The organism is Cellulomonas citrea (assembly GCF_009829685.1).
Taxonomy (GTDB): Bacteria; Actinomycetota; Actinomycetes; order Actinomycetales; family Cellulomonadaceae; genus Cellulomonas; species Cellulomonas citrea.
Map to the genome: position 1 here is coordinate 1 of NZ_VWSD01000054.1, position 18,614 is coordinate 18,614.

Genomic DNA, 18,614 nt, shown 5'->3' on the forward strand with positions numbered 1-18,614 from the left:
GGCCGGGCCGGGCGCCGCGGGGGCGGGGTCCTGCGGCGGGATCGCCAGCTCGGCACGCCGGGCTCGACGAGACATCGGGGTCCCGGCCGTCGGCGACGCTGCCGGTGCGGGTGCCGGTGGGGTGGCACCTTCAGCGGCTGCGCGTTCGGCCTCGCGGCGTCGGCGACGCTCCCCGGGCTCACTCATCAGTTCTCACGTCCTCGATACAGCTGGTGCTTGGCGATGTACTGCACGACGCCGTCCGGCACGAGATACCACACCGGCTTCCCGGCACGGGCCCGGGCGCGCACATCGGTGGAGGAGATGGCCAGTGCGGGCACCTCGAGCACGTCGACCCGGCCCGCGGGCAGACCGTCGATCGACATGCGGTGGCCCGGGCGCGTGACTGCCACGAACCGTGCCAGCTCGAACAACCGGTCCACCTCCTTCCACTCCAAGATCTGTTCGACAGCATCGGCACCGGAGATGAACAGAAGCTCGGCATCGGGTCGCTGGGCGTGCAGATCGGTGAGCGTGTCGACGGTGTAGGTCAGCCCCGCCCGGTCGATGTCGACCCGGCTCACCGTGAAGCGCGGGTTCGACGCGGTGGCGATCACCGTCATGAGGTACCGGTGCTCGGCCTCGGTGACCTCCTGGTGCTGCTTGAACGACGGAGCGCCGGTCGGGACGAACACCACCTCGTCGAGCTCGAACCGCGCCGCCACCTCGCTCGCCGCCACCAGGTGCCCGTGGTGGACGGGGTCGAACGTGCCGCCCATCACCCCGATGCGGGGACGGGCGGACGGGGCGGGGCTCGGGGTCAACGCGTCAGTGCTTCGACCCGGCGTTCCGGAAGGCGTAGGTGACCAGCAGCAGGGCCACGAGGCCGACGAACGCCCCGGCGCCGAACACGACGGGCGGGAACGGCAGCGAGCTCACCTCGGCGACCGCGTTGAGAACGGTGTGCACGGCATCTCCTTCCAGGGGTGGGGCGAACGTCCAGTCTGGCACGGCCGTCAGGGTCGGATGTGCCCGTCACCGTGCACCACCCACTTGGTGGTGGTGAGCTCGGCCAGGCCCATCGGCCCGCGGGCGTGCAGCTTCTGGGTCGAGATCCCGATCTCGGCCCCCAGACCGAGCTGGCCGCCGTCGGTGAACCGGGTGGAGGCGTTCACCATGACCGCGGCCGAGTCGACCTCGGCGACGAAGCGCTCGGAGGCGGCCAGGTCCCGGGTGCAGATCGCCTCGGTGTGACCGGTGCTCCAGGTGCGGATGTGCTCGAGCGCACCGTCGATGTCCTCCACGACGCGCACCGCGATGTCCGCCGAGAGGTACTCGGTCGCCCAGTCCACGTCGGTGGCCGGCACGGCGTCGGTGCCGGCCGGGGCCAGCGCGAGCGTCGTGGGGTCGCCGTGCACCCGGACGCCGGCCTTGGCCAGCGCCGTCATCGCCGACGGCAGGAAGTCCTCGGCGACGGCCTTGTGCACCAGCAAGGTCTCCAGGGCGTTGCAGACCCCGAGCCGCTGCGTCTTGCCGTTGAGCAGGATCGCGAGCGCGTCGACCAGGTTCGCCGACTCGTCGACGAACAGGTGGCAGTTGCCCACGCCGGTCTCGATCACGGGGACGCTCGCCTCACGGACCACCGTCGAGATGAGGTCGGCCCCGCCGCGCGGGACGAGGACGTCGACGAGCCCGCGGGCGTGCATGAGCGCCACCCCGCCCGCTCTCCCCCACGCGTCCACCGACTGCACGAGGTCGGACGGCAGGCCCTGCTCGGCCAGCGCCGCGCGCAGCACCTGGACGATCACCTCGTTGGACCGTGCCGCGGCCGCGCCACCGCGAAGCACGACGGCGTTGCCCGACTTCAGCGCCAGCCCGACGGCGTCGACCGTGACGTTCGGCCGCGCCTCGTAGATCATCGCGACGACACCCATCGGCACCCGCACCTGGCGCAGCCGCAGACCGTTGGGCAGCGTCGAGCCGCGCACCACCTCACCGACCGGGTCCGGCAGGGTGGCCAGCGCCCGCAGCGCGTCGGCGATGGCCTCGAGGCGTCCGGTGTCCAGGGTGAGCCGGTCCAGCAGCCCGACCGCCATGCCCCGCTCGCGCCCGGTCGCCACGTCCTGGGCGTTCGCGGCCAGGATCGGCGCGCGCTGTGCGACGAGCGCATCGGCGAGCGCGAGCAGCGCGGCGTCCTTGCGCGCCCGGGTCGCCGTGGACAGCACGCGGGAGGCGACCTTCGCACGGCCGGCGACCTCGCGGACGGCGGCCTCGACCTCACCGGTCACCGGCGCTGGGGCGGGGGCAGTCATACCCTCCAGCCTAACCGGCGCGCGTCGGTCATCGGGAGGTGCCCGTGACCTCGCCGTGACGTCGCCGTGAGCCGCGGCGGACCAGCACGAGGTCGTCACGGTGCACCAGCTCGCGGTCGTGACCCGGTCCGAGCTCGGCGAGCAGCTCCTTGGTGGACCGGCCCAGCAACGCCGGCACCTCGTCGGAGTCGTAGGAGACCAGGCCACGGGCCACCACGACGCCGTCCGGACCGACCACCTCGACCGGGTCGCCGGCGACGAACTCCCCGTCGAACCCGGTGACACCGGCCGGCAGCAGCGAGGTCCCGCGGTCCTGCAGGGCGCGCACGGCACCCGCGTCCACGATCAGCCGGCCACGCGTGCGGGCGGCGTGCGCCAGCCACAGCAGCCGGATGGAGGTGCGCCGCCCGGTCGCCGCGAACCAGGTGCCCACGTCCTCGCCGGCCAGGGCGGCCGCGGCGTTGTCCGCGCAGGTGAGCACGACGGGGATCCCGGTCCCGGTCGCGATCGCCACGGAGTCGAGCTTGGTCACCATGCCGCCGGTGCCCACCGCCGAGCCGCGGCGCGACACGTCGACCCCGGCGACGTCCTCGGGCCCCAGCACGGTGGGGATGCGCACGGACCCGGGCTCGCCGGGCGGGCCGGTGTGCAGTCCGTCGACGTCGGTGAGCAGCACGAGCGCATCGGCGTGCACGAGGTGCGAGACGAGGGCGGCGAGCCGGTCGTTGTCGCCGAACTTGATCTCCTCGGTGGCCACCGCGTCGTTCTCGTTGATGATCGGCACCACCCCGAGGTCGAGCAGCTTCTCCAGGGCCCGGCTGGCGTTGCGGTAGTGGGTGCGCCGCACGGTGTCGTCCGCCGTGAGCAGCACCTGCCCGACGCGCAGACCGTGCCGCGCGAATGCCCGCGTGTAGTGCTCGACGAGCAGCCCCTGCCCCACCGAGGCCGCCGCCTGCTGGGTGGCCAGGTCACGCGGACGCCCCGGCAGACCGAGCGGCCCGATGGCCGAGGCGATGGCCCCCGACGAGACCAGCACGACGGCACCCCCGGCGACCCGGCGCGCCGCGAGCACGTCGACGAGGGCGCTCAGCCGCTGCGGGTCGAGGCGGCCCTGGGCGTCGGTGAGCGAGGACGAGCCCACCTTCACCACGATCCGGTCCGCCGCGGGCAGCAGGGCACGGTTGGCGAGGGGTGCGGCGCTCACACGGACCATTGTCCTCCGTCGGGCGCCACCCCTCGTGCACCGCCTCGGGTGCGGGTGCTCAGTCCTCGTCCGGGGCGGTCCAGACGCCGTGCTCGCGCTCGCGCGACAGCTCGGCGCGGGCCTCCGCCTTGGCGTCCATCCGGTCGTGGTGCTGGCGGCGACGCTCCTCGCGGGACGGACGGGTGTCGCCGGCCAGCCGCGGGTCGGTGCCGCGCGGGGCGGCCAGCAGCTCGGCGCCAGTGAGCAGGGTGGGCTCCCAGTCGAACACCACCGCGTTGTCCGGCGGGCCGATCCGCACCTCGTCGCCCGCGACAGCACCGGCAGCCAGCAGCGCCTCCTCCACCCCGAGCCGGGCCAGCCGGTCGGCGAGGTAGCCCACGGCCTCGTCGTTGCTGAAGTTGGTCTGGCGCACCCAACGCTCCGGACGGGTGCCGCGCACCTCGAACCAGACCGCACCGCCACCCTCGCGGCGGGTCACGGTGAACCCGGCCTCGTCGACCGCCTTGGGACGCAGCACGACGCGGGTCGCCTCCGGCGCCGGCTCGGCCGCACGGGCCGCGGCGACCTGCTCGGCCAGGGCGAACTCCAACGGGCGCAGCCCGTGGTGGGAGACCGCCGAGACCTCGAACACCGGCAGCCCGCGACCGGCCAGCTCTGCGTGCACGAGCTCGGCCAGGTCCTGCGCCTCCGGCACGTCGACCTTGTTGAGCACGACCACCCGGGGCCGCTCACCCAGCGGGGTGCGGCCACCCTCGATGTCCAGGTCGGCGGCGTAGGCCGCGAGCTCGGCCTCGATCGTGTCGAGGTCGGACACCGGGTCGCGTCCCGGCTCCAGCGTCGCGCAGTCGAGCACGTGCACGATCACCGCGCAACGCTCGATGTGCCGCAGGAACTCCAGGCCCAGACCCTTGCCCTCCGAGGCCCCCGGGATGAGCCCCGGGACGTCGGCGACGGTGTAGCGCGCCGAGCCCGCCTTCACCACGCCGAGGTTGGGCACCAGCGTCGTGAACGGGTAGTCGGCGATCTTGGGCCGGGCCGCGGACATCGCGGCCACGAGGCTCGACTTGCCGGCGCTCGGGTAGCCGACGAGCGCCACGTCGGCGATGGTCTTGAGCTCGAGCACGACGGTCGCGCTCTCCCCCGGCTCACCCAGCAGGGCGAAGCCGGGCGCCTTGCGGCGAGGGGACGCCAGGGCCGCGTTCCCCAGCCCGCCGTGACCGCCGGCGGCCACGACGTACCGTGCGCCGACGCCCACGAGGTCGGTGAGGACGTTGCCGTCGCCGTCCTTGACGACGGTGCCGTCCGGCACCGGGAGCACGAGGTCCGCGGCCGTGGCGCCCTGCCGGTTGTCCCCCATGCCCTGCGACCCGGACCGGGCGTTGCGGTGCGGCAGGTGGTGGAAGTCCAGCAGCGTGGTGACCTGCGGGTCGACCTCGAGCACCACGGACCCGCCGTGGCCCCCGTTGCCCCCGTCGGGCCCGGCCAACGGCTTGAACTTCTCCCGACGGATCGAGGCGCAGCCGTCGCCGCCATCTCCGCCGGTCGCGTGCAGCACGACCCGGTCGACGAATGTCGCCACGATGCCTCCTCCTGTTGACCGGCCCACGCCCTGTGACGGGGCCGGATGACGAGGAGGGGCGCACCGAACCCGGTGCGCCCCTCCTCGAACGACTGTGGTGGTCGGGGCCGTCAGCCCTCGGCCGCGACGATGTCGATGACCCGACGGCCCCGACGCGTGCCGAACGTGACGGCACCGGCGCTCAGCGCGAACAGCGTGTCGTCGCCGCCCCGGCCAACGTTGTGGCCCGGGTGGAAGTGCGTGCCGCGCTGGCGGACGATGATCTCGCCGGCCTTGACGACCTCGCCACCGAACCGCTTGACGCCCAGACGCTGGGCGTTGGAGTCCCGACCGTTGCGCGAGGAGCTCGCGCCCTTCTTGTGTGCCATGAGTGAGAGCTCCTCTACTTGATTCCGGTGACCTTGAGCCGGGTCAGCTGCTGGCGGTGACCCTGGCGCTTGCGGTACCCGGTCTTGTTCTTGAACTTCAGGATGACGATCTTGGGACCCTTCTGGTCCCGGACCACCTCGGCGGTGACCTTCACCTTGGCCAGCGCTGCGGCGTCGGTGGTCACCTTCTCGCCGTCGACCAGGAGGAGGGCGGGCAGCTCGACGGTGTCACCGGCCGACGCGGACAGCTTGTCCACGACGACGACGTCGCCGACGGCGACCTTCTCCTGACGGCCGCCGGCCTTGACGATCGCGTACACCACGGTGCTGCTCATTTCTGCTCGGACTGCCTGCGGTCTGCGCCAGCCGGGGCGCCCGCGTACCTCGCCCCTGAGGGGATGAGGATTGCGAGGGCGCCGCAGCAGCGGCACAAGGACCGACGCACACCTGGGCGCGCCGACCCTCAAAGATACGGTCCACCCCGCCTGGGGTCAAACCTGGTCGGGCTCAGCCTCCCCCGGACCTGCGGACGGGGCGACCTCGACGGACGTCTCGTCCACGACGGGGGTCTGCGAGGGCTCGCCGGCGGCCGCGTCGGCCACCGGGAGCGCCCCGGTCTCGTCATGGTGCTCGTGCGCGTGCGCAGCGGCCGCAGCGATGGTCGCCAGGGTCGCCTTGACGGCCTCACGGGCCTCCGGCAGCACCGGGACCACGGGGACAGCCACCGGCTCGGCGGAGGCCTTCTTGCGCCGCGAACGCTTGCTCGTCGTCTCGGCCGGGACCGAGGCCTGCGCACCGGCGTCCGCCCGCCCGTTCTTCTCGATCGGGTCGGTGTGCACGATGAACCCGCGACCGTGGCAGTGCTCGCAGGTCTCGCTGAACGCCTCGACGAGCCCCTGGCCGACCCGCTTGCGGGTCATCTGCACAAGACCGAGCGTGGTGACCTCGGCCACCTGGTGCTTGGTCCGGTCCCGGCCCAGGCACTCGACGAGACGACGCAGCACGAGGTCCCGGTTCGAGGCCAGCACCATGTCGATGAAGTCGATGACGATCATGCCGCCGATGTCGCGCAGCCTCAGCTGCCGCACGATCTCCTCGGCCGCCTCGAGGTTGTTGCGCGTCACCGTCTCCTCGAGCGTGCCGCCCGAGCCGGTGAACTTGCCGGTGTTGACGTCGACGACGGTCATCGCCTCGGTCCGGTCGATCACGAGCGACCCGCCCGACGGCAGCCAGACCTTGCGGTCCATGCCCTTGGCCAGCTGCTCGTCGACCCGGTAGCTGGCGAACACGTCGTGCTCACCGGTCCACCGGGTCACCTTGGCCGCGAGGTCGGGCGCCAGCTCCCCGATGTACGCCGAGATCGTCGACCAGGACTCCTGGCCGGCGACGACGAGCGCGGAGAAGTCGTCGTTGAAGATGTCCCGGACGACCCGGATCGCCATGTCCGGCTCACCCTGGAGCAGGGCGGGCGCCGAGGCGGACTTCGCCTTGGCGCTGATCGCGTCCCACTGCGCCTGCAGCCGTTCGATGTCGGCCGCGAGCTCCTCCTCCGACGCCCCCTCGGCCGCGGTGCGCACGATGACACCGGCCGCCTCGGGCACGATCGCGCGCAGGATCTTCTTCAGCCGGTTGCGCTCGACGTCGGGCAGCTTGTGGCTGATCCCCGTCATGCCGCCACCGGGCACCAGGACGAGGTAGCGGCCCGCGAGCGTGACCTGCGACGTGAGCCGGGCGCCCTTGTGCCCGATCGGGTCCTTGGTCACCTGGACGAGCACCTGGTCGCCGGACTTGAGCGCCTGCTCGATCCGCCGCGGCTGACCGTCCAGTCCGGCCGCGTCCCAGTTGACCTCACCGGCGTAGAGCACCGCGTTGCGGCCCTTGCCGACGTCGACGAAGGCCGCCTCCATGCTCGGCAGCACGTTCTGCACCCGGCCGAGGTAGACGTTGCCGACCATCGAGGCCGCGGCCTGGTTGGAGACGTAGTGCTCGACGAGCACCCCGTCCTCCAGCACCGCGATCTGCGTGCGACCGGCCCGCTCACGCACCACCATGACCCGGTCCACCGACTCGCGGCGGGCCAGGAACTCGGCCTCGGTGATCGTCTGGCGACGGCGACCGGCGTCGCGGCCGTCCCGCCGACGCTGCCGCTTGGCCTCGAGCCGGGTCGAGCCGCGCAGCGCGGTGACCTCGTCCGAGCGCGTCGACTCCCCGTCGCCCTCGCCGCGGCCACCACGACGGCGCCGACGACGACGCCGACCGCTGCCGGACTGCTCGCCCGCCTGCTCGTCCTCGTCGCCACTGGGCTCGGCGAGCGTGTCGGCGCCCGACTCGTCCTCGTCGTCCTCGCCACCTGCGACGGTCTGCTCCGAACGGGCCCGACGTCCACGGCCGCCGCGACGGCGCCGACGACGTCCGCCCTCACCGGTGCCCTCGTCCGAGGTCGCAGCCTCGGTGTCGGCGTCCTCCGGCTCCTCGACCTCGTCCGACGGCTCCAGGGCCTCGACCTGTTCGCCGACGAGCTCGGCAACAGCCTCGGCGGCCTTCGACCGGCCCCGGCGGCGTCCACCCGAACGTCCACCGCGGCCCGAGGTCGACTGCGGGGCGCGCCCGGAGGCCGCGGCCTCGAGCACCTCGACGTCCTCGGCGACGACGTCCTCGTCGGACGGTGCGACCGCGGAGTCCGCCAGGTCACGCGCCGCAGGCTCCTGCGCGGAGGTCGGCACGACATGGGACCCCTGCGAGACCTCCTGCGGCGAACCGGCCGCGGCCTGCGCACGACGACGCCGGGTCCGGCTGGTCGGCTCCGGCGGCTGGAAGAGCAGCGCGGTCGCAGCGAGCCGGGCAGCCACCGGGGCGGGCGCCGGTGCCGCCGCCCGCAGGCCGCTGAGCTCGGCGAGCACGTCGAGCGCCGGGGCGTCCGGGGCCGCTGCCACCGGGGCCGCGCTCTGGTCGGCGGCCTGCGGCTGGGCGCCGGGCTCGTCTGCCACGGTCTCCTCGGCCACGGTCTCGTCGGGGTCGGCCTCCTCGGCAGCGGGCGCGGCGACCTCGACCACCGGCGCCTCGTCGAGGACCTCCGGCTCGACCGGCAGCACCACGGTGCGGGTCACGCGACGGCTGCGTCGGGCGCGCGGCGCAGCCGTCAGCTCGGTGGAGACATCCGTCGCCGCCTCGCTCAGGGTCTGCGCCACCGGGACCTTCGGCGCCGGCTCGGCGACCGGGGCGACCTGCGTCACCGGCTCGGCGACCACCGCAGCCGGCTCGCCCACCTCAGCGGAGACGGGGGTGCGGGTGACGCGGCGTCGGGCGGGGCGCTTCTTGACCGGCTCGGCCTGATCGGCGGCAACGGCCTCGTCGGGGGTGTTCTCGGTGGCCACGTGGGCTGCTCCTGTGCACGGGCCCACGGCCCACACTGCGCGTAGTCGTCGTGCGGTCGGTCGGCGCCAGCGCGGTTGCGCGTGGCGACGGAAGTCGTCGGGCGGGGGTCGGCGGCACCTGCCACATCGGCGCCACGCCTGCCGTTCGCACCAGGCGCACGCTGACGGGCGTCCCGGTGCGGGCGGCGGCTGGCGCACTCGACGTGCGACACCTGCTGACCCGCGGTACCGGTCGGTGTGGACGACCGGAGCCGGTCCCGAGTATCGCACACGGCCTCCCGGCCCACGAGCGCGGCGCCCCGGCGCGCCCCCTGCGGCTTTTCGTGGCCCGACCTGGTCGATCGCACGACGCGACTACCTGTGGGGATGCGACGTCGCGTCAGATTTAGGGACCAAGGTCCCCCTCCCCCCCGGGCTTCGGTCCTAGGTTTCGTCCTGGCACATCCAGGGCTCCGTCGCCCTGCCCCTGGCAGGAGCGGGCCCTGCCTGGGCCACCCAGTTCAACTCAACGCCTCGTAGACCACGGAGAACCGCGTGGACGCCCTGACCCTGGCCCGCTGGCAGTTCGGTATCACAACCGTCTACCACTTCATCTTCGTGCCGCTGACGATCGGGATGTCCCTGCTCGTCGCCACGATGCAAACGGTCTGGTACAAGACCGGCAACACCCGTTGGCTCAAGCTCACCAAGTTCTTCGGCAAGCTCCTGCTGATCAACTTCGCGATCGGGATCGCCACCGGGATCGTGCAGGAGTTCCAGTTCGGGATGAACTGGTCGGAGTACTCGCGGTTCGTCGGGGACATCTTCGGTGCCCCGCTGGCCATGGAGGCGCTCATCGCGTTCTTCGTCGAGTCGACCTTCCTCGGACTGTGGATCTTCGGCTGGGACCGCCTGCCGAAGAAGATCCACCTCACGTCGATCTGGGCCGTGGCGCTCGCCTCGAACCTGTCCGCGTTCTTCATCCTGGCGGCCAACTCCTGGATGCAGCACCCGGTCGGCGCGACGTTCAACGAGGCCACGGGCCGCGCGGAGATGAAGGACCTCGGCGCCGTCGTCACCAACCCGACCGTGCTGGCCGCCTTCCCGCACACCATCTCCGCCGGTCTGCTCACCGCGGGCACGCTCGTCGCGGCGATCTGCGCCTGGTGGATGGTCAAGCTCGTCAAGGCCGGGCAGGCCGACAAGGCTCGCGACGTCTACCGCCCGGGCCTGGTCTTCGGGTCCTGGGTCATGATCGCGGCCGGTGTCGCGATCATCCTGACCGGTGACTTCCAGGGCAAGCTCATGTTCCAGCAGCAGCCGATGAAGATGGCTGCCGCCGAGGCGCTCATCAACGACGCCCCCAACGGCGCCCCGATGACCCTGCTGGCGATCGGCAACCCGAACAACGACCCGGCATCGGTGACCCGGTTCCTCGAGATCCCGGGCCTCACGTCCTTCCTGGCCAAGAACGACTTCAGCGCACCGCTCAAGGGCGTCAACACGCTGCAGGAGGAGTTCAGCCAGAAGTACGGCGAGGGCGTCAACTACGTCCCGAACCTGGCCGTCACGTTCTGGAGCTTCCGTCTCATGATCGGGATGGCGGTGTTCGCCGCAGCACTGGCGCTCATCGCGCTGGTGGTCACCCGCAAGGGCAAGGTCACCGACAGCGGGTGGCTGTCGGTGCTCGCGAAGTGGTCGATGCCGACCATCTTCCTGGCCTCGAGCTTCGGCTGGATCTTCACCGAGATGGGCCGTCAGCCGTGGATCGTCGCGCCGAACCCGACCGGGGTGGACAACGTCTGGCTGCTCACCCAGCGCGGCCTGTCGACGTCGGTGCCGGCCTGGCAGGTGCTGACCTCGATGATCCTGTTCACGCTCGTCTACGCAGTGCTGGCCGTCGCCTGGTTCAAGCTCATGCACCGCTACACCATCGGCGGCGTCGAGGACGACCCGGTCGACCCGAGCCCCGACAACCCCGCCAACCAGACGCAGGACGCCGACCGTCCGCTGTCCTTCGCGTACTGACGGAGAAACGACAATGACGACAGATCCTTCGTTCCTGCAGATCCTCTGGTTCGTCCTCATCGCTGTCCTGTGGACCGGGTACCTGGTCCTCGAGGGCTTCGACTTCGGCGTCGGCATGCTCCTGCCCTTCCTCGCAAAGGACGAGAAGGAGCGGCGCGTCATGATCAACACCGTCGGCCCGCACTGGGACGGCAACGAGGTGTGGGTCCTCACCGCCGGTGGCGCCACGTTCGCGGCGTTCCCCGAGTGGTACGCCACGCTGTTCTCCGGCGCCTACCTGGTGCTCTTCCTCATCCTGCTGGCCCTCATCGCACGCATCGTCGCCTTCGAGTGGCGCGGCAAGATCAACAACCCCGGGTGGCAGAAGGCCTACTACTGGGGCCTGGTGCTGGGCTCGTGGCTCCCGGCGATCCTGTGGGGCGCGGCGTTCGGCAACCTGGTCGCCGGCATGAAGCTCGACTTCGTCACCCAGACCGTGAGCAACGTGGATGGCGAGGTCACCCGCCAGACCATCCAGTACGTCGGCAACTTCTTCGACCTGCTGCTGGCCGGCAACGGCTTCGCGCTGCTCACCGGTGTCGCCGTCGCGCTCATCTTCCTGGTCCACGGTGCGCTGTTCCTGGCCCTCAAGACCACGGGTGACCTGCAGAAGCGGGCCGGTGACCTGGCCGCCAAGCTGGCCCCGGTCCTGCTCGCCGGCGGTGCGGTCTGGGCCCTGTGGCTCCAGTTCGCCTTCTCCGACAAGGGCTTCCTGACCCTGGCCATCGTCGCGGTGGCCGCGGTGCTGCTGGTCGGCATCTGGGTCTTCGCCCGGGCACGGGCCACGAGCAAGGCGTTCACCGCGTCGGTGCTGCTCATCGTGGGTGTCGTCGCGCTGATCTTCACGACGCTCTACCCGAACGTCATCCCGTCGACGGTCAACCCGGCCGCGTCGCTCACGATCACCAACGCCTCGTCCAGCCCGTACACGCTGACGATGATGACGTGGGTCGCGGTGATCTTCGTGCCGATCGTGCTTGCATACCAGGCATGGACGTACTGGGTCTTCCGCAAGCGCCTGTCGGTCTCCAACATCCCGCCGGTCACCGACGTCACGTTCGCCAACGCGAACGCCAAGTGACCGCACGTCCGACCGGGGCCTGACGGCATGAAGCCGCTGGACCCCAAGCTCCTGACGTATGCGCGAGCTGCGCGGGGGTATCTCGTCCTGACGGTGACGACGGGGCTGGTCACGGCCGGCCTCGTCGTCACCCAGGCGCTCCTCCTGGGGCGCACCCTCGGCGGTGCGGTCCACGACGGGCTCGACCTGAACGGTGCGGCGACGGCGATCACCTGGCTGGTGGTCGTCGTCGCCGCACGTTTCCTCGTGACGACGGTGCAGGAGCGCTTCGCGCACCGCGCCGCGACCGCGGCCGTCAACGAGCTGCGCGAGCAGGTCGTCGAGCACGGCACCCGGCTCGGCCCCCGCTGGCTCGCCGGCGGTGAGGGCCCGGCGCTCGTCACCCTGGCGACCCGCGGGCTGGACGCGCTGCAGCCGTACTTCGTCAACTACCTGCCGCAGCTCGTGCTGGCGGCCACGCTGACGCCGGCGACGCTGCTCGTCGTGCTCTCGTTCGACTGGCTCTCGGCCGTCATCATCACCGTGACGATCCCGCTCGTGCCGATCTTCATGATCCTGGTCGGCAAGCTCACCCAAGGCCGCTCCGAGAAGGGCCTGGCCGCGATGGAGCGACTGGGGTCGCAGGTGCTCGACCTCATCGCCGGGCTGCCGACGCTGCGGGCCCTCGGACGGCAGGCCGGACCGGTCCGGCGCGTCCAGGAGCTCGGCGACGCCCACCGGCGCGCCACCATGGGCACGCTGCGCATCGCCTTCCTCTCCGGCATGGTGCTCGAGCTGCTCACCACGATCTCGGTCGCCCTGGTGGCCGTGACCATCGGCTTCCGCCTGGTCTACGGCGACGTGGACCTGGTGACCGCTCTCACCGTGCTCGTGCTCGCCCCCGAGGTCTTCAACCCGCTGCGCGCGGTCGGCACCCAGTACCACGCCTCCACCGACGGGGTCGCCGCGGCCGAGGCCGCCTTCACGATCCTGGAGACCCCGGTGCCGCCCCGCGGCCAGACCCCCTGCCCGGACCTGCGCCGGGCCAGGGTCCGGCTCGACGGGGTCGGCGTGCGGTCGTCCGGCGGCTGGACGCCGCAGGGACTCGACCTGGAGCTGGCCCCCGGGACGGTCACCGCCCTCGTCGGCCGGTCGGGGATCGGCAAGAGCACCGCGGTCGACGTGGTGCTCGGTCTGCTCGGACCCGACGCCGGCGCCGTCACCGTCGTACCCGAGCACGGCACACCGGTCGACCTGCGCGAGATCGACCCGCGCAGCTACTGGGACCAGGTCTCCTGGCTCCCCCAGCGCCCCTTCCTCGAACCGGGCACCGTCCACGAGCTGGTCGGCGACGTCGACCCCGTGGCCCGCGACCGGGCGGCCGCGCTCACCGGGCTCGACCAGGTCGTCGCGGGTCTGCCCGACGGCTGGCAGACCGCGCTCGGCACCGGAGGCACCGGGCTGTCCGTCGGGCAGCGCCAGCGCGTGGCCCTCACCCGGGCGCTGCTGACCCCGGCCCCGCTGGTGGTGCTCGACGAGCCCACCGCGCACCTGGACGCCTCCGGCGAGCAGGTGGTGCTCGACACCGTCGGCGCCCTGCGCGAGGCCGGCAGCGCCGTCCTGCTGGTCGCGCACCGCGCCTCGCTCGTGCGGACGGCGGACGTCGTCGTCCAGGTGCGTGCCGGTGCGGACGACGAGGCGCCGGCCGACTCCCCCGACGTCGTCGCACGGGCGTCCACGGACGACGACGCTGCGAGGCTGGTATGAGCGCCCTGAGCACGATCGCCGCCGGCCGGCAGGCCGAGGAGGGCGTCCAGGTCGCCCAGGTGCCGCACGGCACGCTGCGCCGCGCGCTGCGGCTGCTGGGGGTGAGCCGCCGCCAGGTCGCGGCGTCCATCACGGTGGGCACCCTGGCCCTCGGCAGCGCGATCGCCCTGGCCGCCGTGTCCGCCTGGCTGATCGCCCGGGCCTCGCAGATGCCGCCCGTGATGACCTTGTCCGTCGCTGCCGTCGCGGTGCGGACGTTCGGCATCTCCCGTGGCGTGCTGCGCTACGTCGAGCGGCTGATCTCGCACGACCTCGCGCTGCGCGGGATGACCACGCTGCGCACCACGGTGTACGCCCGGCTGGCCGACGGGAAGGCAGAGGCGGTGCTGCGCGTGCGTCGCGGTGACCTGCTGGCCCGTGTCGGGGCCGACGTCGACGCCGTCGGCGACCTCGTCGTGCGGGGTCTGGTGCCGGCCGGGGTCGCGCTGGCGCTCGGCATCGGCACCAGCATCGCGATGGGGCTGTTCTGGCCGCCTGCGGGCCTGGCGCTCGCGCTGTGCCTCGTCGTGGCCGGTGTCGTGGCTCCCGCGCTCACCTCGCGCGGGGTGCGCACGGCCGAGAGCCGCGCGTCCGACGCGCGGGCGCGGATGACCGCGACCGCGCTGGGGATCCTCGACGACGCCGGACCGCTCGCCGTCGCCGGTCGTACCGACGCCGAGCTCGCCGGGCTCGCCCGCCAGGACGCCCGGATCGCCGCCGCCGTCGACGCCGGGGCACGCCCGACCGCGCTCGCCGCCGGGCTCGGGGTCCTCGCCCAGGGGGTGGCGGTGCTCGTCGCCCTCGTCACCGGCATCCCCGCGGTGCGCTCGGGGTTGCTGGCGCCCGTCGAGCTGGCCGTCGTCGTGCTCACCCCGCTGGCCGCGTTCGAGGCCACGTCGGTGCTCCCGATGGCCGCCGTCCAGGTGCAGCGCTCACGTGCCGCCGCGGCCCGCATCCTCGCCCTGCTGGACAGCACGGGCACCCCTGACACGGGTGCGGTCGTCGTCGACGAGCAGGCACCGTCCGCGCCCGTCTCGCACGTGCCGCTCCCCCGGCCCCTGGTCGCACAGTCGCTGGCCTGCGGCTGGTCGGACGGCCCCGCGGTGCTCACCGAGGTCGACCTCGAGCTCACCGTCGGGCGCTCGCTCGCCGTGGTCGGGCCGTCGGGTGTCGGCAAGACCACGCTGCTGCTCACGCTCGCCGGGCTGCTGCCCCCCAAGGACGGCCAGGTGCTGCTCGCCGGGGTGCCGATGTCGGACCTGCCCAGGCCGGACGTCGTGCGCACCGTCGTGGCGACGACCGAGGACGCCCACGTGTTCGGCACCACCGTGCTGGAGAACCTGCGGGTGGCCCGCGGCGACGTCACACCCGAGCAGGCCCACCTGGCCCTGGCGCGGGTGGGGCTCGGCGACTGGGTCGCCCAGCTGCCCGACGGCCTCGACACGCTCCTCGGACCCGACGCACGGACGGTCTCGGGCGGCGAACGGCGCCGGCTGCTGCTGGCCCGCGCGCTGCTGGCCGACTCCCCGCTGCTGCTGCTCGACGAGCCCGGTGAGCACCTCGACCCCGCTTCGGCGGACCGCCTGGTCGCCGATCTGCTGCGCGACCACGAGGGCCGCGGCGTGCTCGTGGTCACCCACCGTCTGGCCCCGCTCGCGGCGGCCGACGAGGTGCTGTGGATCGAGGACGGCCGGGTCGCGGCGCGCGGCACCCACGACGAGCTGCTCGCCCGGGTGCCCGGCTACGCTGCGGCTGCCCACCAGGAGCGGACCGACGGCGAGGAGGCCGAGTGAGCGAGGACCCGTCGGGTCGAGCTGCGGTGAACGACGACGGGCTCGACGAGCTCATGGACGCGATCCTGGCGATCGCCGGTGAGCTGGACCTCGCCGCCGTCCTCGACCGGCTCGTGCAGGCCGCCGCCACCATCAGCGGGGCCCGCTACGCAGCGATCAACGTGCTCGACGACCGTGGTGCGTCCACCACGTTCGTGCACACCGGGATCGGTGCCGCCCTCGCCCACCTCATCGGCGCCTCCCCGCACGCGCTGGGGGTGCTCGGCCAGATCCCGATCGACGGTGCGATCCGGCTCGACGACCTCACCGCCCACCCGGCGTTCCGCGGCTGGCCCGCGAACCACCCGCCGATGGGCGCGTTCCTCGGCGCCAGCGTGCGGGTCGGCGAGCGGGTGTTCGGCCAGATCTACCTCGCCGACAAGCCCGGCGGCTTCACCCCGCAGGACGAGGAGCGGGTGCTGCGGCTGGCCGCGACGGCTGCGGTCGCGGTCAACAACGCCCAGCTCTACGCCAGCGCCGAGCGGCGCGAACGCTGGCTGCACGCCGGTCAGGACATCACCACGATGCTGCTCGAGGGCGCCGACGAGGAGGAGGCCCTCGAGCAGATCGTGCGGATGGCCCGTGAGGTCGCCGGCGCCGACACGGCCGCGCTCGTGCTGCCCGGCCTCAACGACGCGCTCCTCGTCGAGCTGGCCGACGGCTACGACGCCGACCGGCTGCTGGGGCAGGTCATGCCCAAGGACGGCCGCACGGCCGCCGTGATGAGCGAGGGTCGCGGTCTGCTCACGCCGTCGTTGTCGGCCAGCCGGACGGTGCGGGTGGAGGCCATGCGCGCCTTCGGCCCGGCGATGTACGCCCCGATGCAGACCGCCGGGCGCGGCGTCGGGGTGCTCATCCTGATGCGCCGGATCGGCGCCCAGCCGTTCACCGAGGCGGACCTCGTGACCGCCGAGTCGTTCGCGGCACAGGCCGCGCTGGCCTTCGTGCTGGCCGAGGCGCGGCACGCCCAGGACGTGGCGGCCCTGCTCGACGAACGTGAGCGCATCGCCCGTGACCTGCACGACCTGGCGATCCAGCAGCTGTTCGCCACCGGCATGCAGCTGGAGACGGTGCGCCGACGCGCCGCCCGCGGGGTCGACCCGCACGAGCTCACCGAGATCCTCGAGGAGGCCCTCGACAACGTCGACGGCTCGGTCCGCGAGATCCGGCAGATCGTGCATGCGCTGCGCGACCCGGACGCCGCGACGTCGATGGTCGAACGGCTGCGCCGGGAGGCCTCGCTCGCGCGCACCGGTCTGGGTTTCGCCCCGTCGCTCGTGCTCTCGCTGGACGGTCAGTCGATCGGCGAGGACGGCGCCGGCGAGGGCCTCGTGCTCGCCGAGGACGTGATGGACGACCGGGTGGCTCCCCCGCTGTCCGACGACGTCGTCGCCGTGGTCCGGGAGGGGCTGGCGAACGCCGCACGGCACGCCCACGCATCGTCGGTGATCGTCCGGGTGTCGGTCACCGGGGTGGGGGCGACCGGCACGGTCCTCGTGGAGGTCCAGGACGACGGCCGCGGCCTGCCCGAGCACCGGGCACGGCACTCCGGGACCGGGAACCTGGCCTCACGGGCGCGTCAGAACGGGGGCACGTTCTCCCTCGGTGTGGCCCCCGACGGGCGCGGCGCGCTGCTCAGCTGGCAGGCACCGCTCGCCTGAGCCTCGCGTGCTGCGGGGCAAGGCCTCGCAGGCGGCAGACGGGGACGGCTCCCACCCCGCAGGACGACGGCTCGGGGCGTGCAGATGACGGCTCGCAGGGCCTCGGGGCGAGGCCCTGCCAAGCGTGGCCGGCTCGGTGTCGCCGGCTCAGTAGTGTCGCCGGCTCAGTGCCCAGGCTCGGCCCGCCAGCCGGCGTGCTTGCGCGCGGCCACCCACGCGGCGACCTGGGTCCGGCGCTGCAGCCCCATCTTCGACAGCAGCGACGTGATGTGGTTCTTCACCGTCTTCTCCGCCACGCCCAGCCGCTCGGCGATCTCGCGGTTGGACAGCCCCTCGCCGATGAGGTCGAGCACCTTGAGCTCGCTCGGTGTGAGGTTCTCCGTGGGGTCCTCGTGCCCGGCACGACGGCGGGTGACGGTGCGGTCGTCGAGCAGCGTGCGGCCCGCGGCCACCGCCCGGATGACATCGGTGATCTCGGCGCCCCGCACGCTCTTGAGCAGGTAGGCGGCCGCCCCGGCGTCGAGCGCTGCAGCCAGCGCGTCGTCGTCGTCGAAGGAGGTCAGGACGATGGCGCGCGCCTGCGGGAGCGTCTCGTGCACGGCCCGCATGAGGTCGATGCCGGTGCCGTCGGGCAGCTGCAGGTCCACGAGCATGACCCGCGGCCGGACGAGGGCGGCCCGACGGATCCCGTCGGCCACCGAACCGGCCTCGGCGACGACGGTCATCCCGTCGGTCCGCTCCACGACCTCGGCGATGCCGCGACGCACGACCTCGTGGTCGTCGACGATCATCACGGAGATCGGGCCCTGGCGGTCGGCGGCAGGTGCGTTACCGGTCTGGTTCACGGTGGCATCGTATCGACACGTGCCCCAGATCATGCTGCCCAACTCCATGGTTTTGCACCCGACTTTGCCGCCTGCGTGGCGTGCCGTGACCTACGACGTCGCCGCCGCGCTCCCCGAGGAGGCGCTCGACGCCGAGGCGATGGTGGTGTGGGGTACCTCGGACGCCACCCTCGCGCAGGCGACGACGCTGCCGAGGCTGCGTTGGGTCGCCGACCTGGCGGCCGGCACCGACCGGACGGTGGAAGCCGGGTTCGGCCCACAGGTGCAGATCACGAGCGGTGTGGGGCTGCACGACGCAACCGTCACCGAGCACGCCCTCGCCCTGCTGCTCGCCTGCGTCCGTCAGGTGCCCGACCTCGTGCGCGCGCAGCGTGAGCACCGGTGGGCGTCCGAGCTCGGCGGCCTGCAGGAGCTGCACCCGGCCGGGCGGCTGCGGACCCTGCTGGGCGCGCGCGTGCAGATCTGGGGGTTCGGGTCGATCGGCACGCACCTGGCGCCCGTGCTCGGTGCGCTCGGCGCGCAGGTCGTCGGGGTGGCCCGCACGGCCG

Annotated in this window: 15 protein-coding genes and 1 pseudogene; 6 read left to right on the forward strand and 10 right to left on the reverse strand. The window is 72.9% G+C overall.

Going from position 1 to position 18,614, the window contains the following annotated elements; genetic code table 11:
• From F2B26_RS17310 to F2B26_RS08080, 9 genes and pseudogenes are all read right to left on the reverse strand, one after another.
• Positions 1-186 (reverse strand): annotated as a pseudogene (locus tag F2B26_RS17310) (hypothetical protein); the annotation flags it as partial.
• Positions 186-758, reverse strand: coding sequence for a nicotinate-nucleotide adenylyltransferase (nadD, locus tag F2B26_RS08050; protein ID WP_159808200.1), 573 nt, complete (start codon positions 756-758; stop codon positions 186-188). The pseudogene F2B26_RS17310 and the gene nadD, both read right to left, overlap by 1 nt.
• Before the next feature lie 49 nt (positions 759-807).
• The gene (locus F2B26_RS17200; protein WP_201292659.1) at positions 808-948 is read right to left on the reverse strand and encodes a hypothetical protein; all 141 of its coding nucleotides are present in this window, start codon (positions 946-948) and stop codon (positions 808-810) included.
• A 47-nt stretch (positions 949-995) separates the two neighbouring features.
• Positions 996-2,291 (reverse strand): glutamate-5-semialdehyde dehydrogenase, encoded by a 1,296-nt coding sequence (locus F2B26_RS08055; protein WP_159808180.1) that lies wholly within the window; start codon positions 2,289-2,291, stop codon positions 996-998.
• Between the two features lie 28 nt (positions 2,292-2,319).
• The gene (proB, locus tag F2B26_RS08060) at positions 2,320-3,504 is read right to left on the reverse strand and encodes a glutamate 5-kinase (RefSeq protein WP_159808182.1); all 1,185 of its coding nucleotides are present in this window, start codon (positions 3,502-3,504) and stop codon (positions 2,320-2,322) included.
• A gap of 49 nt (positions 3,505-3,553) precedes the next feature.
• Positions 3,554-5,074: a GTPase ObgE gene (gene obgE / locus F2B26_RS08065; RefSeq protein WP_159808184.1), complete on the reverse strand. Its 1,521-nt coding sequence runs from the start codon at positions 5,072-5,074 to the stop codon at positions 3,554-3,556.
• A 110-nt stretch (positions 5,075-5,184) separates the two neighbouring features.
• Positions 5,185-5,442, reverse strand: a complete 258-nt coding sequence (gene rpmA, locus F2B26_RS08070) for a 50S ribosomal protein L27 (protein ID WP_159808186.1) — start codon at positions 5,440-5,442, stop codon at positions 5,185-5,187.
• Positions 5,443-5,456: 14 nt separating this feature from the next.
• Positions 5,457-5,765 (reverse strand): 50S ribosomal protein L21, encoded by a 309-nt coding sequence (gene rplU, locus F2B26_RS08075; protein WP_201292661.1) that lies wholly within the window; start codon positions 5,763-5,765, stop codon positions 5,457-5,459.
• A 168-nt stretch (positions 5,766-5,933) separates the two neighbouring features.
• Positions 5,934-8,816, reverse strand: coding sequence for an Rne/Rng family ribonuclease (locus F2B26_RS08080; protein WP_201292660.1), 2,883 nt, complete (start codon positions 8,814-8,816; stop codon positions 5,934-5,936).
• A gap of 534 nt (positions 8,817-9,350) precedes the next feature.
• Here F2B26_RS08080 and F2B26_RS08085 point away from each other — a divergent pair.
• Genes F2B26_RS08085 through F2B26_RS08105 form a run of 5 tightly spaced genes read left to right on the forward strand, consistent with a single transcriptional unit; the run spans position 9,351 to position 17,221 of the window.
• Positions 9,351-10,823 (forward strand): cytochrome ubiquinol oxidase subunit I, encoded by a 1,473-nt coding sequence (locus tag F2B26_RS08085; protein WP_159808192.1) that lies wholly within the window; start codon positions 9,351-9,353, stop codon positions 10,821-10,823.
• A gap of 13 nt (positions 10,824-10,836) precedes the next feature.
• A complete protein-coding gene (gene cydB, locus F2B26_RS08090; RefSeq protein ID WP_159808194.1) occupies positions 10,837-11,943 on the forward strand; it encodes a cytochrome d ubiquinol oxidase subunit II in 1,107 nt (368 codons plus the stop codon).
• A 27-nt stretch (positions 11,944-11,970) separates the two neighbouring features.
• A complete protein-coding gene (gene cydD, locus F2B26_RS08095) occupies positions 11,971-13,689 on the forward strand; it encodes a thiol reductant ABC exporter subunit CydD (protein ID WP_159808196.1) in 1,719 nt (572 codons plus the stop codon).
• Complete coding sequence (gene cydC / locus F2B26_RS08100) at positions 13,686-15,521, forward strand: thiol reductant ABC exporter subunit CydC (RefSeq protein ID WP_159808198.1); 1,836 nt, start codon at positions 13,686-13,688, stop codon at positions 15,519-15,521. Before cydD ends, cydC begins: the two co-directional genes overlap by 4 nt.
• Complete coding sequence (locus tag F2B26_RS08105) at positions 15,518-17,221, forward strand: sensor histidine kinase (protein ID WP_235929561.1); 1,704 nt, start codon at positions 15,518-15,520, stop codon at positions 17,219-17,221. Before cydC ends, F2B26_RS08105 begins: the two co-directional genes overlap by 4 nt.
• Before the next feature lie 164 nt (positions 17,222-17,385).
• On the opposite strand, the gene F2B26_RS08110 is transcribed toward F2B26_RS08105, so the two are convergent.
• Positions 17,386-18,012 (reverse strand): response regulator, encoded by a 627-nt coding sequence (locus F2B26_RS08110; RefSeq protein WP_159808204.1) that lies wholly within the window; start codon positions 18,010-18,012, stop codon positions 17,386-17,388.
• Between the two features lie 139 nt (positions 18,013-18,151).
• Here F2B26_RS08110 and F2B26_RS08115 point away from each other — a divergent pair.
• The coding region (locus tag F2B26_RS08115) for an NAD(P)-dependent oxidoreductase (protein ID WP_268891096.1) at positions 18,152-18,614 on the forward strand (463 nt) is incomplete at its 3' end.